14 protein-coding genes are annotated in these 14188 nt (G+C 64.4%); 6 read left to right on the top strand and 8 right to left on the bottom strand.

Annotated features, from left to right (window positions below; genetic code table 11):
* Position 1: 1 nt before the first annotated feature.
* On the top strand, positions 2–898 hold the full coding sequence (gene xerC / locus LGQ10_RS20240; protein ID WP_226523002.1) for a tyrosine recombinase XerC: 897 nt from the start codon (positions 2–4) through the stop codon (positions 896–898).
* Complete coding sequence (locus LGQ10_RS20235) at positions 898–1599, top strand: HAD family hydrolase (protein ID WP_058436857.1); 702 nt, start codon at positions 898–900, stop codon at positions 1597–1599. The genes xerC and LGQ10_RS20235 overlap by 1 nt, the downstream gene beginning before the upstream one ends.
* Positions 1600–1695: 96 nt before the next feature.
* On the opposite strand, the gene sutA is transcribed toward LGQ10_RS20235, so the two are convergent.
* The 4 genes from sutA to glnK all read right to left on the bottom strand — a co-directional run bounded on the left by sutA (position 1696) and on the right by glnK (position 4466).
* The gene (gene sutA / locus LGQ10_RS20230; protein ID WP_058436856.1) at positions 1696–2019 is read right to left on the bottom strand and encodes a transcriptional regulator SutA; all 324 of its coding nucleotides are present in this window, start codon (positions 2017–2019) and stop codon (positions 1696–1698) included.
* A 101-nt stretch (positions 2020–2120) separates the two neighbouring features.
* A complete protein-coding gene (locus LGQ10_RS20225; protein WP_226523001.1) occupies positions 2121–2546 on the bottom strand; it encodes a secondary thiamine-phosphate synthase enzyme YjbQ in 426 nt (141 codons plus the stop codon).
* Between the two features lie 210 nt (positions 2547–2756).
* Positions 2757–4094 (bottom strand): ammonium transporter, encoded by a 1338-nt coding sequence (locus LGQ10_RS20220; RefSeq protein WP_226523000.1) that lies wholly within the window; start codon positions 4092–4094, stop codon positions 2757–2759.
* Positions 4095–4127: 33 nt separating this feature from the next.
* On the bottom strand, positions 4128–4466 hold the full coding sequence (gene glnK, locus LGQ10_RS20215) for a P-II family nitrogen regulator (protein ID WP_002555808.1): 339 nt from the start codon (positions 4464–4466) through the stop codon (positions 4128–4130).
* Between the two features lie 417 nt (positions 4467–4883).
* On the opposite strand from glnK, the gene LGQ10_RS20210 reads away from it, so the two are divergent.
* Both LGQ10_RS20210 and LGQ10_RS20205 read left to right on the top strand, forming a co-directional pair.
* Entirely contained in the window at positions 4884–5144 is a 261-nt protein-coding gene (locus LGQ10_RS20210; RefSeq protein WP_226522999.1) for an accessory factor UbiK family protein, read from the top strand.
* Between the two features lie 155 nt (positions 5145–5299).
* Complete coding sequence (locus tag LGQ10_RS20205; protein ID WP_226522998.1) at positions 5300–6793, top strand: YifB family Mg chelatase-like AAA ATPase; 1494 nt, start codon at positions 5300–5302, stop codon at positions 6791–6793.
* 4 nt (positions 6794–6797) lie between these two features.
* On the opposite strand, the gene LGQ10_RS20200 is transcribed toward LGQ10_RS20205, so the two are convergent.
* Positions 6798–7376, bottom strand: coding sequence for a TetR/AcrR family transcriptional regulator (locus LGQ10_RS20200; RefSeq protein WP_058437639.1), 579 nt, complete (start codon positions 7374–7376; stop codon positions 6798–6800).
* A 26-nt stretch (positions 7377–7402) separates the two neighbouring features.
* On the opposite strand from LGQ10_RS20200, the gene LGQ10_RS20195 reads away from it, so the two are divergent.
* Entirely contained in the window at positions 7403–8449 is a 1047-nt protein-coding gene (locus LGQ10_RS20195; RefSeq protein ID WP_226522997.1) for an ABC transporter six-transmembrane domain-containing protein, read from the top strand.
* A gap of 3 nt (positions 8450–8452) precedes the next feature.
* On the opposite strand, the gene LGQ10_RS20190 is transcribed toward LGQ10_RS20195, so the two are convergent.
* The 3 genes from LGQ10_RS20190 to LGQ10_RS20180 form a co-directional block, all read right to left on the bottom strand.
* The gene (locus LGQ10_RS20190) at positions 8453–9421 is read right to left on the bottom strand and encodes a Ca2+-dependent phosphoinositide-specific phospholipase C (protein ID WP_226522996.1); all 969 of its coding nucleotides are present in this window, start codon (positions 9419–9421) and stop codon (positions 8453–8455) included.
* Positions 9422–9538: 117 nt separating this feature from the next.
* The gene (locus LGQ10_RS20185; protein WP_226522995.1) at positions 9539–11515 is read right to left on the bottom strand and encodes a methyl-accepting chemotaxis protein; all 1977 of its coding nucleotides are present in this window, start codon (positions 11513–11515) and stop codon (positions 9539–9541) included.
* Between the two features lie 193 nt (positions 11516–11708).
* Positions 11709–12629 carry a LysR substrate-binding domain-containing protein gene (locus LGQ10_RS20180; RefSeq protein WP_226522994.1) on the bottom strand — a complete coding sequence of 307 codons (921 nt, stop codon included), beginning with the start codon at positions 12627–12629 and terminating at the stop codon, positions 11709–11711.
* Positions 12630–12786: 157 nt separating this feature from the next.
* Between LGQ10_RS20180 and LGQ10_RS20175 the strand changes: the two genes are divergently transcribed.
* Entirely contained in the window at positions 12787–14178 is a 1392-nt protein-coding gene (locus LGQ10_RS20175; RefSeq protein WP_226522993.1) for a NorM family multidrug efflux MATE transporter, read from the top strand.
* Positions 14179–14188 lie beyond the last annotated feature (10 nt).

Genomic DNA, 14188 nt, shown 5'->3' with positions numbered 1-14188 from the left:
CATGCACCAACAACTGGACGCCTACTGCGCACACCTGCGCAGTGAGCGCCAGGTGTCGCCCCATACCCTGGAAGCCTACCGACGCGATCTTGGCAAGGTGCTGGGGTTCTGCGAGAAGCAGCAGGTGCACAGCTGGGCCGACCTGGACATCCAGGGCTTGCGCAGCCTGATTGTCCGCCTGCACCAGCAAGGCCAGTCCTCACGCAGCCTGGCCCGCCTGCTGTCCGCGGTGCGCGGCCTCTATCACTACCTGAACCGCGAAGGGTTGTGCGAGCACGACCCGGCCAATGGCCTGGCCCCGCCCAAGGGCGAGCGCCGACTGCCCAAGACCCTGGACACCGACCGGACCCTGCAACTGCTGGAAGGCGCGGTGGAGGATGATTTCCTGGCCCACCGCGACCAGGCGATCCTGGAGCTGTTCTATTCCTGCGGGCTACGCCTTTCCGAGCTGACCAGCCTGGACCTCGAACAACTGGACCTGGCGGACGGCCTGGTCCAGGTCCTTGGCAAGGGCAGCAAGACCCGGGTCCTGCCGGTGGGCCGCAAAGCCCGCGAAGCACTGGCGTTGTGGTTGCCACTGCGGGCCTTGAGCAACCCGCCGGACAGCGCCCTGTTCGTCAGCCAGAAAGGCCGGCGCCTGGGCCCCCGGGCCATCCAGCTGCGGGTCAAGGCCGCCGGCGAACGCGAGCTGGGGCAGAACCTGCACCCGCACATGCTGCGTCACTCCTTCGCCAGCCACCTGCTGGAATCCTCCCAGGACCTGCGCGCCGTTCAGGAACTGCTGGGGCATTCGGATATCAAGACCACCCAGATCTACACCCACCTGGACTTCCAGCACCTGGCGGCGGTCTACGACAGTGCCCACCCACGGGCCAAACGCAACAAGGGCGGTGAGTAATGACCATCAAGCTGATCACCTTCGACCTCGACGACACGCTGTGGGATACCGCTCCGGTGATCGTCAGCGCCGAGGCCACCCTGCGCCAGTGGCTGGCCGAGCACGCACCAAACCTGGGCGGCGTGCCGGTGGAGCACCTGTGGGCCATCCGCACGCAGGTGCTGGAACGCGAGCCGGAGCTCAGGCACAGGATCAGCGCCCTGCGCCGGCGAGTGCTGTTCCATGCCCTGCAAGAGGCTGGTTATGAGCATGCCCAGGCCAGCCAACTGGCCGAAGAAAGCTTCGAGGTGTTCCTGCACGCCCGGCACCAGCTGGATATCTTCCCCGAGGTGCAACCGACCCTGGAGGCCCTGGCCAATCACTTCGCCCTGGGGGTGGTCACCAACGGCAATGCCGACGTGCGCCGCCTGGGCCTGGCGGACTATTTCCAGTTCGCCCTGTGTGCCGAGGACATCGGCATCGCCAAGCCCGATGCCCGGCTGTTCCAGGAAGCCCTGCAACGCGGTGGGGCCAGCGCCGACACCGCGGTGCATATCGGCGACCATCCGGGTGATGACATTGCCGGCGCCCAGCAGGCCGGCTTGCGCGCTATCTGGTTCAATCCGGGAGGCAAATCCTGGGAGGCCGAGCGCGCGCCCGATGCCGAGATTCGCAGCCTGACCGAACTGCCCGCGCTGCTGGGGCGCTGGAGGTCCCTCTAGCCGCTGCGTCCCCAGCGCAAACCATGGCCGGGTTTTGTGCAGGCATGAAAAAACCCGCAGCGACGGCGGGTTTTTTCAGCAAGCAAGTAGCAAGGCTCAGATAGGCCGGCTGCCGTACTTGTTATCAGGCTTCTTGGGCGGATCGGCGACCACATTGGCCTCGACTTCCTGCACTTTTCCGCCACGGGCCAGGAACTCTTCCATGGCACGCGCCAGTGCATCACGCTCCTTGTTCTTGGCTTCGACACTCGGCAGCTCGTCTACCGAGACAGCGGCCTTGGACTTGCCTTTGGCGGTCGGAGCAGGAACATCACTGCCATCGTCTTCCGCCACATCTTCGGCGGCCGCTTCAAGACCCTCTTCGGTGTCGTCTTCTTCACCTACTTCGAGGTCGTCGTTTTCCAGATCATCGTCGCTCATGTTCTACCTCATGACTTGCGAAAAGCAGATTAGTTATAGCCCAGCCCGGCCGTCTGTCGACGGCTGCCGGAAAAAATCAACGTCCACTGACACTCAGCGGCTTATGCCTTATCACCTTGCAAGGTGGCAAGGACTTTACGAGCACCGCCATGATCGCGGTGCTCGCCCAGATAAACACCCTGCCAGGTGCCCAACGCCAGGCGTCCCGCCGATATCGGCAAAGTCAGCTGACAGCCTAGCAAACTGGCCTTGAAGTGCGCCGGGAGGTCATCCGCGCCTTCGTCGTTGTGTTCGTACCCGGCCATGCCTTGAGGCACCAGGGTATTGAAGTAACGTTCGAAGTCGCGCCGGACCGCCGGATCGGCGTTCTCGTTGACGGTCAACGAGGCCGAGGTATGTTGCAGCCACAGGTGCAGCAGACCGACTCGATATGCCTTCAACTCAGGCAAGCCGGCGAGCAACTCGTCCGTTACCAGGTGAAAGCCCCGGGGCTTGGCCCGCAGGGTAATCAAAGTCTGTTGCCACATACCTATCTCCACGCTTCGGCGCGCATTCTAGCGCGCTCAGGAAAAAAACAAAGCGCCGAATAATCCTGCTTTAGTGTAAGCATTTGCCCTACAAAAAATCGTCATGGCAAACACGCCAACCCTTATCAGAAAAACCTTTCAGCCTTCCTCAATGACAAGTAGCAGGCAAAAAAATGCCCGGCCGGGGCCGGGCTTTTTCGCCTGCAGCACTTACAGGTTGTAACCCCGCTCGTTGTGCTGGGCCAGGTCGAGACCGACAGCCTCTTCCTCTTCGGACACCCGCAGTCCCATGATCGCATCCAGCACCTTGAGAATGATGAAGGTCACGACAGCGGTGTAGACCACCGTCAGGCCTACGCCCTTGGCCTGGATCCAGACTTGCGCGGCGATATCGGTCACGGTGCCGAAGCCCCCCAGGGACGGAGCAGCGAACACACCGGTAAGGATCGCGCCGAGGATACCGCCGATGCCGTGTACGCCGAAGGCATCCAGGGAGTCGTCATACCCCAGCTTGCGCTTGAGGCTGGTCGCGCAGAAGAAGCACATCACGCCTGCTGACAGGCCGATGATCAGGGCTCCCATCGGGCCGACGGTGCCGGCTGCCGGGGTGATCGCTACCAGGCCGGCTACCACGCCCGAGGCAATCCCCAGGGCGCTGGGCTTGCCGTGGGTGATCCACTCGGCAAACATCCAGCCCAGGGCTGCGGCAGCAGTGGCAATCTGGGTCACCAGCATGGCCATGCCGGCCGTGCCATTGGCCGCGGCGGCAGAACCGGCGTTGAAGCCGAACCAGCCGATCCACAGCATGGCCGCCCCCATCAGGGTGTAACCCAGGTTGTGCGGGGCCATCGGTGTAGTCGGGAAGCCCTTGCGCTTGCCCAGCACCAGGCAAGCCACCAGCCCGGCGATACCGGCATTGATGTGCACCACGGTGCCGCCGGCGAAGTCCAGCACACCCCAGTCGCCCATCAGCGAACCCGGGCCACTCCAGACCATGTGAGCGATGGGCGCATACACCACCGTGAACCAGATGCCCATGAAGATCAGCATCGCGGAGAACTTCATCCGCTCGGCGAAAGCACCGACGATCAGCGCCGGAGTGATGATGGCGAAGGTCATCTGGAAGGTGACGAACACCGCTTCGGGGAACAGCGCCGCCGGACCGGTCACGCTGGCCGGGGTGATACCCGCCAGGAAGGCCTTGGACAGGCCGCCGACGAAGGAATTGAGGTTGACGACGCCTGCTTCCATCCCGGTGGCGTCGAACGCGAGGCTGTAGCCATAGATGAACCACAGCACGGTGATCAGACCCGTGATGGCGAAGCACTGCATCATGACCGAAAGAATGTTCTTGGACCGCACCATGCCGCCATAGAACAGCGCCAGGCCAGGAATGGTCATGAACAGCACCAGGGCAGTGGAGGTCAGCATCCAGGCGGTGTCGCCGGAATTGAGGACTGGAGCTGCCACTTCGTCTGCCGCCATGGCCAGGCCAGGCATTACGAGGGACAAAAGGGCTCCTAGCCCTGCGAATTTACGCAGAGTCATGTTGTTTTCTCCTGGGGCGTTGGGTTTGGCGGCTTAGATTGCGTCGGTATCGGTTTCGCCGGTACGGATGCGAATTGCCTGTTCCAGATTGACCACGAAGATCTTGCCGTCACCGATCTTGCCGGTATTGGCAGCCTTGGTGATGGCCTCGATGACCCGGTCAAGATCCTTGTCGTCGATGGCGACATCGATCTTCACCTTGGGCAGGAAATCGACCACATACTCCGCGCCGCGGTACAGCTCGGTGTGGCCCTTCTGCCGACCGAAGCCCTTGACCTCGGTAACGGTAATACCCTGCACGCCGATCTCGGACAGCGACTCGCGCACGTCGTCCAACTTGAACGGCTTGATGATGGCGGTGACTAGCTTCATGAAACTCTCTCCCGAATTGGTGGACTTGCCCCAGGAAAACAAACCCGACTCAAGTCTAAGCGCAGTGCCTGGCTTTGTAACGCATCGTCGGCCCTCCTCAGCCTGACCGACGCCAGCTAACCGCTCCTGACGAAACACTCCCCCGTCCCGCCTGTCGCACTGCATTCGTCACAGCGACTGCATCAGTGCATGGGTCACCAGGGTCTAAGCAGAAAGCTTGCCAGGTCGGGAAAAACCAGCGATTTCAGCCCTTTGCCCCCTGACGGCCCCATGGGCCACAAAACCTCGCCACCGTTACGCACAATAACGGTGCATCGGGCTCCAGCCGAATGCGCAAAAAACGTGCAGGCTGCGTCGCGCAAAGCCCCCGCTGCGTGCGTGATACACTGCGGCCCATCTGCTATTCAGGACATTCCCATGCTCGCTCCCAAAGACCTCCTCGACGCCCTGAGCGGCCACGCCTCGCGCCTGTTCAGCGGCGAGACGCCCCTGCCTCGCAACGAGATCGAAAGCCAGTTCAAGGCCCTGCTGCAAAGCGGTTTCAGCAAGCTGGACCTGGTCAGCCGGGAAGAGTTCGACAGCCAGATGGTGGTCCTGGCCCGCACCCGAGCCCGCCTGGAAAGCCTGGAGGCCAAGGTCACCGAGCTGGAAGCCAGGCTCGATCCAAAAGCGCAGTGAACTGACACTCCCTCGCCGGACGCACGCCTCCATCAAGGCTGAAGGACAGCCCGGCGACACACCCTGTGTGCATTCGCCAGACCTTGCGCAGCCCTCCCCGACTATCCTTGCAGCACCGCAGGATGCGGTTCCCGCTGTTGCAAGGAAGAACGCTCATGTCCCTGGCCATCATCCACAGCCGCGCCCAGGTGGGCGTGCAAGCCCCGGCTGTCAGTGTCGAAGTGCACCTGGCCAACGGCCTGCCGAGCCTGACCCTGGTAGGCCTGCCTGAAGCGGCGGTCAAGGAAAGCAAGGACCGGGTACGCAGCGCGATTCTCAATGCCGGGTTCGACTTCCCTGCACGGCGTATCACCCTCAACCTGGCTCCCGCCGACCTGCCCAAGGATGGCGGCCGCTTCGACCTGGCGATCGCCCTCGGCATACTCGCCGCCAGCCAGCAACTGCCGGCCACGGCACTGGCCAGTATCGAGTGCCTGGGCGAGCTGGCCTTGTCCGGCGCGGTGCGCCCGGTGCGCGGGGTATTGCCGGCGGCGCTGGCGGCGCGTGATGCCGGCCATGCCCTGCTGGTGCCCCGCGCCAACGCCGGGGAAGCCTGCCTGGCCTCGGGCCTGGCCGTGATCGCGGTCGACCACCTGCTGGAAGCAGTGGCCCACCTCAACGGCCAGGCACCGATCCCGGCCTGCGTCACCCAGGGCCTGCCCCATCACCGCACGCCCTATCCCGATCTTCGCGACGTGCAAGGTCAACTGGCTGCCAGGCGGGCCCTGCTGGTGGCTGCCGCCGGTGCTCACAACCTGCTGTTCTGCGGCCCGCCCGGCACCGGCAAGACCCTGCTGGCCAGCCGCCTGCCCGGGCTGCTGCCGCCACTGGAGGAACACGAGGCCCTCGAAGTCGCAGCCATCCAGTCAGTGAGCAGCCATGCTCCGCTCGAATACTGGCCGCAACGCCCATTTCGCCAGCCCCATCACTCGGCCTCCAGCGCGGCCCTGGTCGGTGGCGGCTCGAAACCGCAACCCGGGGAAATCACCCTGGCCCACCACGGCGTGCTGTTTCTCGACGAGCTGCCGGAGTTCGACCGCAAGGTGCTCGAAGTGCTGCGCGAGCCCCTCGAGTCCGGGCAGATCGTCATCGCCCGGGCCCGCGATCGGGTGCAGTTCCCCGCCCGCTTCCAGCTGGTGGCGGCCATGAATCCCTGCCCCTGTGGATACCTGGGCGAACCCAGCGGGCGCTGTCGCTGCACGCCGGAGCAGATCCAGCGCTATCGCAACAAGCTCTCCGGCCCATTCCTGGACCGCATCGACCTGCACCTGACCGTCGCCCGTGAGGCCACGGCCCTGAGCCCCGTAGCCCAGCCGGGCAACGACAGCGCCAGTGCCGCCCGCCTGGTGGCCAACGCCCGCAACCGGCAACTGCAGCGCCAGGGCTGCACCAATGCCCTGCTCGACCTGCCCGGCCTGGGGCGTCACTGCACGTTATCCACAGCCGACGAGCGCTGGCTGGAAGACGCTTGCGAGAACCTGGGCTTGTCGTTGCGCGCCGCCCACCGCCTGCTCAAGGTGGCACGGACCCTGGCCGACCTGGAGCAGGCAACGGCCATAGGCCGCGAGCACTTGGCGGAGGCACTGCACTATCGGCCCGGCCGTGGTTGAAACCTCAGTCGCCCAGCCCCAGCAGCAACCCGGCGACTTCCAGGACCTCGTCCAGCGCGGCCTCCTCGGCCTCCGGCGAGGCTCGCAACAACAGGTCATCGGCGTAGCCCATGGCCTGGGCGAGGATCTGCCTGGCGGCCCGCTCGGCATCGGCACAACGAAATACCCGGGCCTGGATGCCCTCGGCGATGATCGACGCCAGCAGCGCCTGCCACTGACCGTTGATCTGCAGATAGACCTCGGCCAACTCCGCATCGTGCATGGCTTCATCCCAGGCATCGAGCCACAACCCCCAGCCGATTTCGCTGGAGTCCGTCAGGCAATCGATGAGGAAGATCCGCAGGGCCTGGGCCGGCGGCGCGTCGCGCACCAGCGCCGCCACGGCCTCCAGCTGACCGTTGGCAAAACGGACGAAGGCTTCACGGCGCAGTTCTTTCCAGTCCTTGAAGTAGTGGTAGATGTGGCTGCGGGACAGCCCGGCATGCTCGGCCAGGTCTCGGGTGGAAACCTCGGCGAAACCCTTGTTGTGAAACAGTTCCAGGGCGGCGCTGATGATCTGGTCCTTGCGGTCGTTACGGGACATCGGCAGTCGAACCTCTTGGTGTCGGAATGAACGGCACTTGCGTTTTGAGCGATCGCTCAAACATAATTGAGCGCTCGCTCAATATTAACCGTTATCCCATTCCTGGTGCAGTCATGTCTGTCCTCACCCGTCCCGCCACCGCCGACCCGACCCGGAAACTCGGCCAGCAATCCGCCGGCCCGACCCGGAAACTCGGCCAGCAATCCGCCGGCCAGACCCTCAAGGCCATCGCCAGGGCGTATCCGGGCAAGCTGTCCATCACCCTGTCGCTGGTGGCCCTGGAGAATGCCCTGCTACTGGCTTACCCGCTGTTCGCCGGATTCGCCGTGGACTCGATCCTGCGCGGCGATACCACCCATGCCCTGGTCTACGCCATGGTGGTCCTGGGCTTCTGGGTTGTGGGGGCGGCCCGACGTGCCGTGGACACCCGTACCTTCACGCGCATCTACGCGGACCTGGCCGTGCCGGTGATCCTCAATCAGCGCCAGCAGCAACAGAACACCTCCACCGCCGCAGCGCGAGTGGTACTGGCCCGGGAGTTCGTCGACTTCTTCGAAAAACACGTGCCGATCATCGCCACCGCCCTGGTGTCGATCATCGGTGCGGCGGTGATGCTGCTGGTGATCGAGCCCTGGATCGGCCTGGCCTGCCTGGTGGCGCTGGTGCTGTGCGTCGTCTTGCTGCCGCGCTTCGCTCGCCGTAACCAGCAACTGCACGAGCGCCTGAACAACCGCCTGGAAAAGGAGATCGGGCTGGTGGCCAAGGTCGGCGCCGAGTCCCTGCAACGCCACTATCGCCTGCTGTCACGGCTGCGGATCGGGCTCTCGGACCGTGAAGCGGTGGCCTATCTGTTCCTCGGCGTGGTGGCCGCAGTGCTGTTCGTGATCACCATCACCCAGCTGTCGCTGTCTCCTGAGGTCAAGGCTGGCCACGTGTATGCGGTCATGACCTATCTGTGGACCTTCGTCAGCAGCGTCGACGAGGCACCAGGCATGGTCGACCAGCTGGCGCGCCTGCGCGACATCGGCAAGCGCGTGGATCCGGGGCTCGGTGATGCCACCGAGCCCCAGTGAGCCTCAGAATGGCCGGATGCGGAAGCCACCGGCCCCCTGGTCGGCGAACTTGTAGTACGCCGACAGGTTGACCTGCTCGATGATGTGCTGGGCGAACGACACACCGTCATCGCCCCAGACCCGGCCGATGTGGCTGTAGGCGAAGGCCTGGGTCGCCCACTTCTTGTCGCCCTTGCCCATGTTGTTCATGGCCACGTAGCCCGATGACTGGTCGGACATGCCGCTGACCTTGCCACTGACATCATTCTGGCCATTGGTCACCGGCGAAATGAACACCTTGGCGCTGGAGGTCCGGGCTTCGGCGTACTGCGAGAGTTTCTGGTTCTCGGAATGGTTGAGCACCAGCAGGACCTTGCCCTGCAACTGGCTGGCGTTGGGCCAGGCCTTGCCCTTGAGGTTCTTCTGCAGGGCTCCGGCACTGCTGCCGATGTGGGTGGCCAAGTCCTGGGGAGTGTAGAGCTTGCCCTGGAACACCCGGCTCACCAGATCGTCGAAGTCCTGCGGCGTACGCCCGGAGCTGGCCTTGGACCAACCCTGCTTCTTGTCCAGGATCACGGTGATGGGGAAATGCCCCGGGTGGCTGTCGCTCCAGAGCTTGATGTCGTTCAGGCAAGCCTCGAGATCGTTCTTGCCCGTGCCATCGCCGGTGCAGTTGTTATCGTTGCCGGACTGGAACAGGGTGCCCGGGTTGTGCCGCACGAACCAATGCCGGGGCGAACCACCGGTTACCGCATCGCGCTGATCCCAGAAGTCCAGCTCCAGGGTGCGCACGCTGTCGAGCACGCTGCTGAAAGTGCCCGCGTACTGCTTTTCGTAGCAGTTGTGGCAGGCCACCTGGGCAATTCGGTTGAAGGGCGTACCCCAGGACGCCGGGGCGATGAACGCCGGGCTTTCCTGGCTGAATGCACCTGGGCTGAGCAACAGGGTCGAGACAGCCAGGGCACGGGGAAGCAAACGAGAGAGATGAGTCATGCCAGCTCCTGCTAAGAGGGAAATCCTTGAAGGGCAATCTACTGCTCATCTGTTTTAGTCCAACCCGGCGCCATTGCAACTTGCGCCCTGCGGTAACGCGCCGGAGGGCGAAGCAGTTCAGCGGAAGCGATCGACCTCGTGGCGCAGGTCGGCAGCCAGGGTTTCCAGTTCACGAGCGGTGACGGCCAGGTTGGACACTACCTCGCGCTGTTCACTGTTGGCCTGGGCGATGCTCTGCAAATTGCGACTCAGGACCGTGGCGGTGCTGCTCTGCTCCTGGGTCGCGGTGCTGATGGCGGAGAACTGCTCGCCCGCGCTCTGGCTCTGCTCGTCGATCAAGGCCAGGGCCGAGGCCACGCCGGCATTGCGCGACAGCCCTTCCTGCATCAGGTGGTTGCCCTGCTCCATGGTCTGGATGGCATTGTCGGTTTCCTGCTGGATGCTGCCGATCATCTGGGAGATTTGCGCAGTGGCCTCGCGGGTGCGCGAAGCCAGGTTGCGCACCTCGTCGGCGACCACGGCGAAACCACGCCCCTGTTCCCCTGCCCGGGCCGCCTCGATGGCTGCGTTGAGCGCCAGCAGGTTGGTCTGGTCGGCGATGGCGGTGATCACCCCGACGATCCCGCCGATTTCCTGGGACCGCTGGCCCAGGGTGTTGATCACCGCCGCCGTGCTGCCCAGGGCCCCGGCGATCTGCTCCAGGGACGAAGACGCCTGCTCCATGGACTCACGCCCGATGTGGGTCTGCTCGGCGTTTTCCTGGGCCAGGCGCTGGGTGTTGCCCATGTTGTCGGCGATGTTCAGCGACGTGGCGCTGAACTCCTCCACCGCCCCGGCCATGCTGGTGATTTCCCCGGACTGCTGTTCCATGCCTTCATAGGCACCGCTGGAAAGCCCGGACAGCACCTGGGCCCGGCCACTGACCTCGGTGGCGGAACGGCGAATGTGCTCGACCATGGTCGACAGGGCCTCGCCCATCTGGTTGAAGCTGGCGGCCAACTGGCCGATTTCATCGTGGCTGGAGACACTCAGCCGCGCGCCCAGGTCGCCGCCGCCCAGGGCCTGGGCCTGGCGTACCAGGTCGCCCAGGGGCGCCAGCTTGCTGCGCAGCAACCAGACCGTTGCCCCCACCGCCAGCAGCATCGCCAGCAGGCTGCCGATCACCAGGCGCAGCCCGACGCTCCAGGTCACCGCGCGGATCTCGGCCTTGGGCATGCTCGCCACCACCGACCAGGGACCGTCGGCAAACGGCATCGCCAGGCTGTAGAAGTCCTCGTCACCATCGCTCCAGAAACGCCCCTTGCCCGGCGCCTTCGCCATGTCCGCCAGGACCTGCGCCGCCTGGTCCAGTGCCTGCACACCAGCCGGTGGCACCAGCCACTTGTGCTGTTCGTCGAGCAAGGCCAGGGAACCGCTCTGGCCAATGCGAAAACGCTTCAGGTTGGCGAACTGCGCATTCTGCGCGTCGGTGTAATCGAACCCCACGAACAGCACGGCGATCACTCGCCCGCTGCGGTCCGTTACCGGCGTGTACTGGGTCATGTAGAACCGCTCGAACAGCAGCGCCCGGCCAACGTAGCTCTGCCCCGCCATGAGCTTCTGGTAGGCCGGGTGGGCATGGTCGAGCAAGGTGCCAATGGCGCGACTGCCATCCTGCTTGCTCAGGGAGGTGCTGACCCGGATGAAGTCATCGCCACTGCGCACGAACAAGGTCGCGACTCCGGCGGTCATCTGCTTGAACTGGTCCACTTCATCGAAATTGTTGTTCAGCACCACACTGCCCAGGTGCAGGCCGGGGGTCTGTGCCCCCGCCACGCTCACCGGTTGGTCGGGGTGCACGCTCAGGCCACTGCGAAAGCGGTTCTCGAACAGCCCGCTCAGGCGCTGGGTGCTTTCACGCAGGCTGCCATGGAAGGTGTTGAGCTGGTCGGCCAGCAGCCGGGCTTCGCTGGCCAGGTGTTCTTCGCGGGTATCGAGGTTGGCCGAATCCAGCGAACGCAAGGCGAACAGGGTGCTGCCACTGATCACCAGGGCGAGTATCAAGGCAAGGGCAAGCCCTAGCTGGGAGGCTATCCGGGCACGGGGTTGGGACATGATGGCTCCTGGCCGAGAAGGCGGATCATCCTGATCAAGTGGCACGCTCGGCAGCAATAATTCCAAGATTTTCTAGTAAGTTAGGACCTTCCTGAACGCTGGTTCCATGTCCCAGGATTCGGCGGCTCCCGGCAATACTTGAGCGACTTGCAAGGATATATCTCAAGCCATGCCAATCGGGTGCTTCAACGTTTCAGCCCAGGCGCTCCACCACAGGCAGTTGCATGGCCTCGACCTCCCCTTGCAGGAAGTCGCTCAGGCGCCGCAGTCGCTCGCCGCCAGCCCGGGTCCTGGGCCACACCAGATAGTAGTTCAAGCCACTGGCCACCGCCGTCGGCCAGGGCAGGCTCAAGCGTCCCTGGGCCACGTCCTCGGCGACCATCAACAGGTCGCCCATGGACACGCCATACCCCCGTGCCGCAGCGATCATTCCCAGTTCCAGGGTATCGAATACCTGCCCGCCCTTGAGCGAAACCTGGCCGGCAAGCCCCATGTGCTCGAGCCAGCTGCGCCAGTCCCGCCGGTCCGGGGTCGGGTGCAGCAACTCGGTGGTCGCCAGGCGTGCCGCATCCCAGGGCTGATCGTTGAGCAGGTTCGGCGCCCCCACCGGGATCAGCAGTTCGGGAAACAGGCAACTGGACTCCCAGTCGGCGGGAAAGTGGCCATTGCTCAGCAACACGGCACAGTCGAAGGGCTCCTGGTTGAAGTCCACCGAGTCCACATCCATCCAGGCGCTGGTGAGCTGCACCTCATTGCCCGGTTGCAAGTGACGAAAACGACTGAGCCGCGCCAGCAGCCAGCGCATGGTCAGGGTCGAAGGGGCTTTCATGCGCAAGATGCCATCCTCGCCGCGCAGGGTGCCGCAAGCCCGCTCCAGGGCACCGAACCCTTCGCGGATACCCGGCAGCAGCAGGCGTGCAGCCTCGGTCAACTGCAGGTTGCGCCCGTTGCGCTGGAACAGCCGGCAGGCGAAGTGGTCTTCCAGGGTACGGATATGCCGGCTGACGGCACTCTGGGTGATCGACAGCTCCTCGCCAGCACGGGTGAACGAACTGTGCCGGGCCGCCGCTTCAAAGGCGCGCAGGGCATAAAGAGGAGGAAGACGACGGGACATGGATTCGCTCCGACAACGCAATAGCGCAACGCTACCAGAAAGTACTTGGGATGAGTTTTTATCATGCCAGCAAGTATTTTTATCCCTTTGTGCTATGACCCAGAAGCGCCGAGAATCAGCGCTTTCCATGACTCTTCCTTGATCGAGCCTGATGACCATGCAGCATCCAGCACGCACCGAACTCTGGGCCATCCTGCGGCTGGCAGGCCCGCTGATCGCCTCCCAGCTGGCCCACATGCTGATGGTCCTCACCGACACCCTGATGATGGCCCGGCTCAGCCCGCAGGCCCTGGCCGGTGGCGGCCTGGGCGCGGCCAGCTATTCCTTCGTATCGATCTTCTGCATCGGCGTGATTGCCGCGGTGGGTACCCTGGTGGCGATACGCCAGGGCGCCGGGGACATCGAGGGCGCTACCCGCCTGACCCAGGCCGGCCTGTGGCTGGCCTGGATCATGGCCCTGGTCGCCGGCCTGCTGCTGTGGAACCTCAAGCCCTTGTTGTTACTGTTCGGCCAGACCGAAAGCAACGTCCAGGCTGCCGGCCAGTTCCTGCTGATCCTGCCCTTCGCGCTGCCCGGGTACCTGAGCTTCATGGCCTTGCGCGGCTTCACCAGCGCCATCGGCCGCGCGACTCCGATCATGGTCATCAGCCTTGCAGGGACTGTGGCCAACTTCCTGCTCAACTACGCCTTGATCACCGGCATGTTCGGCCTGCCCAAACTTGGCCTGGTGGGTATCGGCCTAGTGACCGCCATCGTCGCCAACTGCATGGCGCTGGCGCTGGCCTGGCACATCAGGCGCCATCCCGCCTACGCCCCGTATCCACTGCGCGAGGGCCTGTCCCGGCTGAACGTCCACTACCTGCGGGAACTGTGGCGCCTGGGCCTGCCCATCGGCGGCACCTACGCGGTGGAGGTCGGGCTGTTCGCCTTCGCTGCACTGTGCATGGGCACCATGGGCAGCACCCAGCTGGCGGCACACCAGATCGCCCTGCAGATCGTGTCGGTGGCGTTCATGGTGCCCGCGGGGATGTCCTACGCCATCACCATGCGCATCGGCCAGCACTACGGCGCTGGGCAATTACTGGATGCGCGCCTGTCGGGCAGGGTCGGCATCGCCTTCGGTGCGGTGGTGATGCTGGGGTTCGCGATGGTCTTCTGGCTGCTGCCCAACCAGTTGATCGGACTGTTCCTGGACCACACCGATCCGGCCTTCGCCGAGGTGATTCAACTGGCCGTGAGCCTGTTGGCGGTGGCCGCCTGGTTCGAACTGTTCGATGGCACCCAGACCATCGCCATGGGCGCAATCCGCGGCCTGAAGGATGCCAAGACCACCTTCCTGGTGGGCCTGGGCTGTTATTGGCTGATTGGCGCGCCGTCGGCTTGGCTGATGGCCTTCACCCTGGGCTGGGGGCCAACCGGCGTCTGGTGGGGCCTGGCCCTGGGATTGGCTTGCGCCGCCATCAGCCTGACCCTGGCGTTCGAGTGGCGCATGCGTCGCATGATCAAGCGTGAACCGGCGGTGCCGGCCATGGGCCTGCCAGCCGATTGAGCGGCGAACC

It is taken from the genome of Pseudomonas sp. L5B5 (assembly GCF_020520285.1).
Classification (GTDB): domain Bacteria; phylum Pseudomonadota; class Gammaproteobacteria; order Pseudomonadales; family Pseudomonadaceae; genus Aquipseudomonas.
The sequence above is the reverse complement of the archived record's forward strand: the minus strand, read 5'-3'. Positions and strand labels throughout refer to the sequence as shown.

What these genes read in the sequence shown, in the direction of transcription:
- xerC (WP_226523002.1), top strand. Translation starts at nt 2, where the DNA reads ATGCACCAACAACTGGACGCCTACTGCGCACACCTGCGCAGTGAGCGC.
- LGQ10_RS20235 (WP_058436857.1), top strand. Translation starts at nt 898, where the DNA reads ATGACCATCAAGCTGATCACCTTCGACCTCGACGACACGCTGTGGGAT.
- sutA (WP_058436856.1), bottom strand. Translation starts at nt 2,019, where the DNA reads ATGAGCGACGATGATCTGGAAAACGACGACCTCGAAGTAGGTGAAGAA.
- LGQ10_RS20225 (WP_226523001.1), bottom strand. Translation starts at nt 2,546, where the DNA reads ATGTGGCAACAGACTTTGATTACCCTGCGGGCCAAGCCCCGGGGCTTT.
- LGQ10_RS20220 (WP_226523000.1), bottom strand. Translation starts at nt 4,094, where the DNA reads ATGACTCTGCGTAAATTCGCAGGGCTAGGAGCCCTTTTGTCCCTCGTA.
- glnK (WP_002555808.1), bottom strand. Translation starts at nt 4,466, where the DNA reads ATGAAGCTAGTCACCGCCATCATCAAGCCGTTCAAGTTGGACGACGTG.
- LGQ10_RS20210 (WP_226522999.1), top strand. Translation starts at nt 4,884, where the DNA reads ATGCTCGCTCCCAAAGACCTCCTCGACGCCCTGAGCGGCCACGCCTCG.
- LGQ10_RS20205 (WP_226522998.1), top strand. Translation starts at nt 5,300, where the DNA reads ATGTCCCTGGCCATCATCCACAGCCGCGCCCAGGTGGGCGTGCAAGCC.
- LGQ10_RS20200 (WP_058437639.1), bottom strand. Translation starts at nt 7,376, where the DNA reads ATGTCCCGTAACGACCGCAAGGACCAGATCATCAGCGCCGCCCTGGAA.
- LGQ10_RS20195 (WP_226522997.1), top strand. Translation starts at nt 7,403, where the DNA reads ATGAACGGCACTTGCGTTTTGAGCGATCGCTCAAACATAATTGAGCGC.
- LGQ10_RS20190 (WP_226522996.1), bottom strand. Translation starts at nt 9,421, where the DNA reads ATGACTCATCTCTCTCGTTTGCTTCCCCGTGCCCTGGCTGTCTCGACC.
- LGQ10_RS20185 (WP_226522995.1), bottom strand. Translation starts at nt 11,515, where the DNA reads ATGTCCCAACCCCGTGCCCGGATAGCCTCCCAGCTAGGGCTTGCCCTT.
- LGQ10_RS20180 (WP_226522994.1), bottom strand. Translation starts at nt 12,629, where the DNA reads ATGTCCCGTCGTCTTCCTCCTCTTTATGCCCTGCGCGCCTTTGAAGCG.
- LGQ10_RS20175 (WP_226522993.1), top strand. Translation starts at nt 12,787, where the DNA reads ATGCAGCATCCAGCACGCACCGAACTCTGGGCCATCCTGCGGCTGGCA.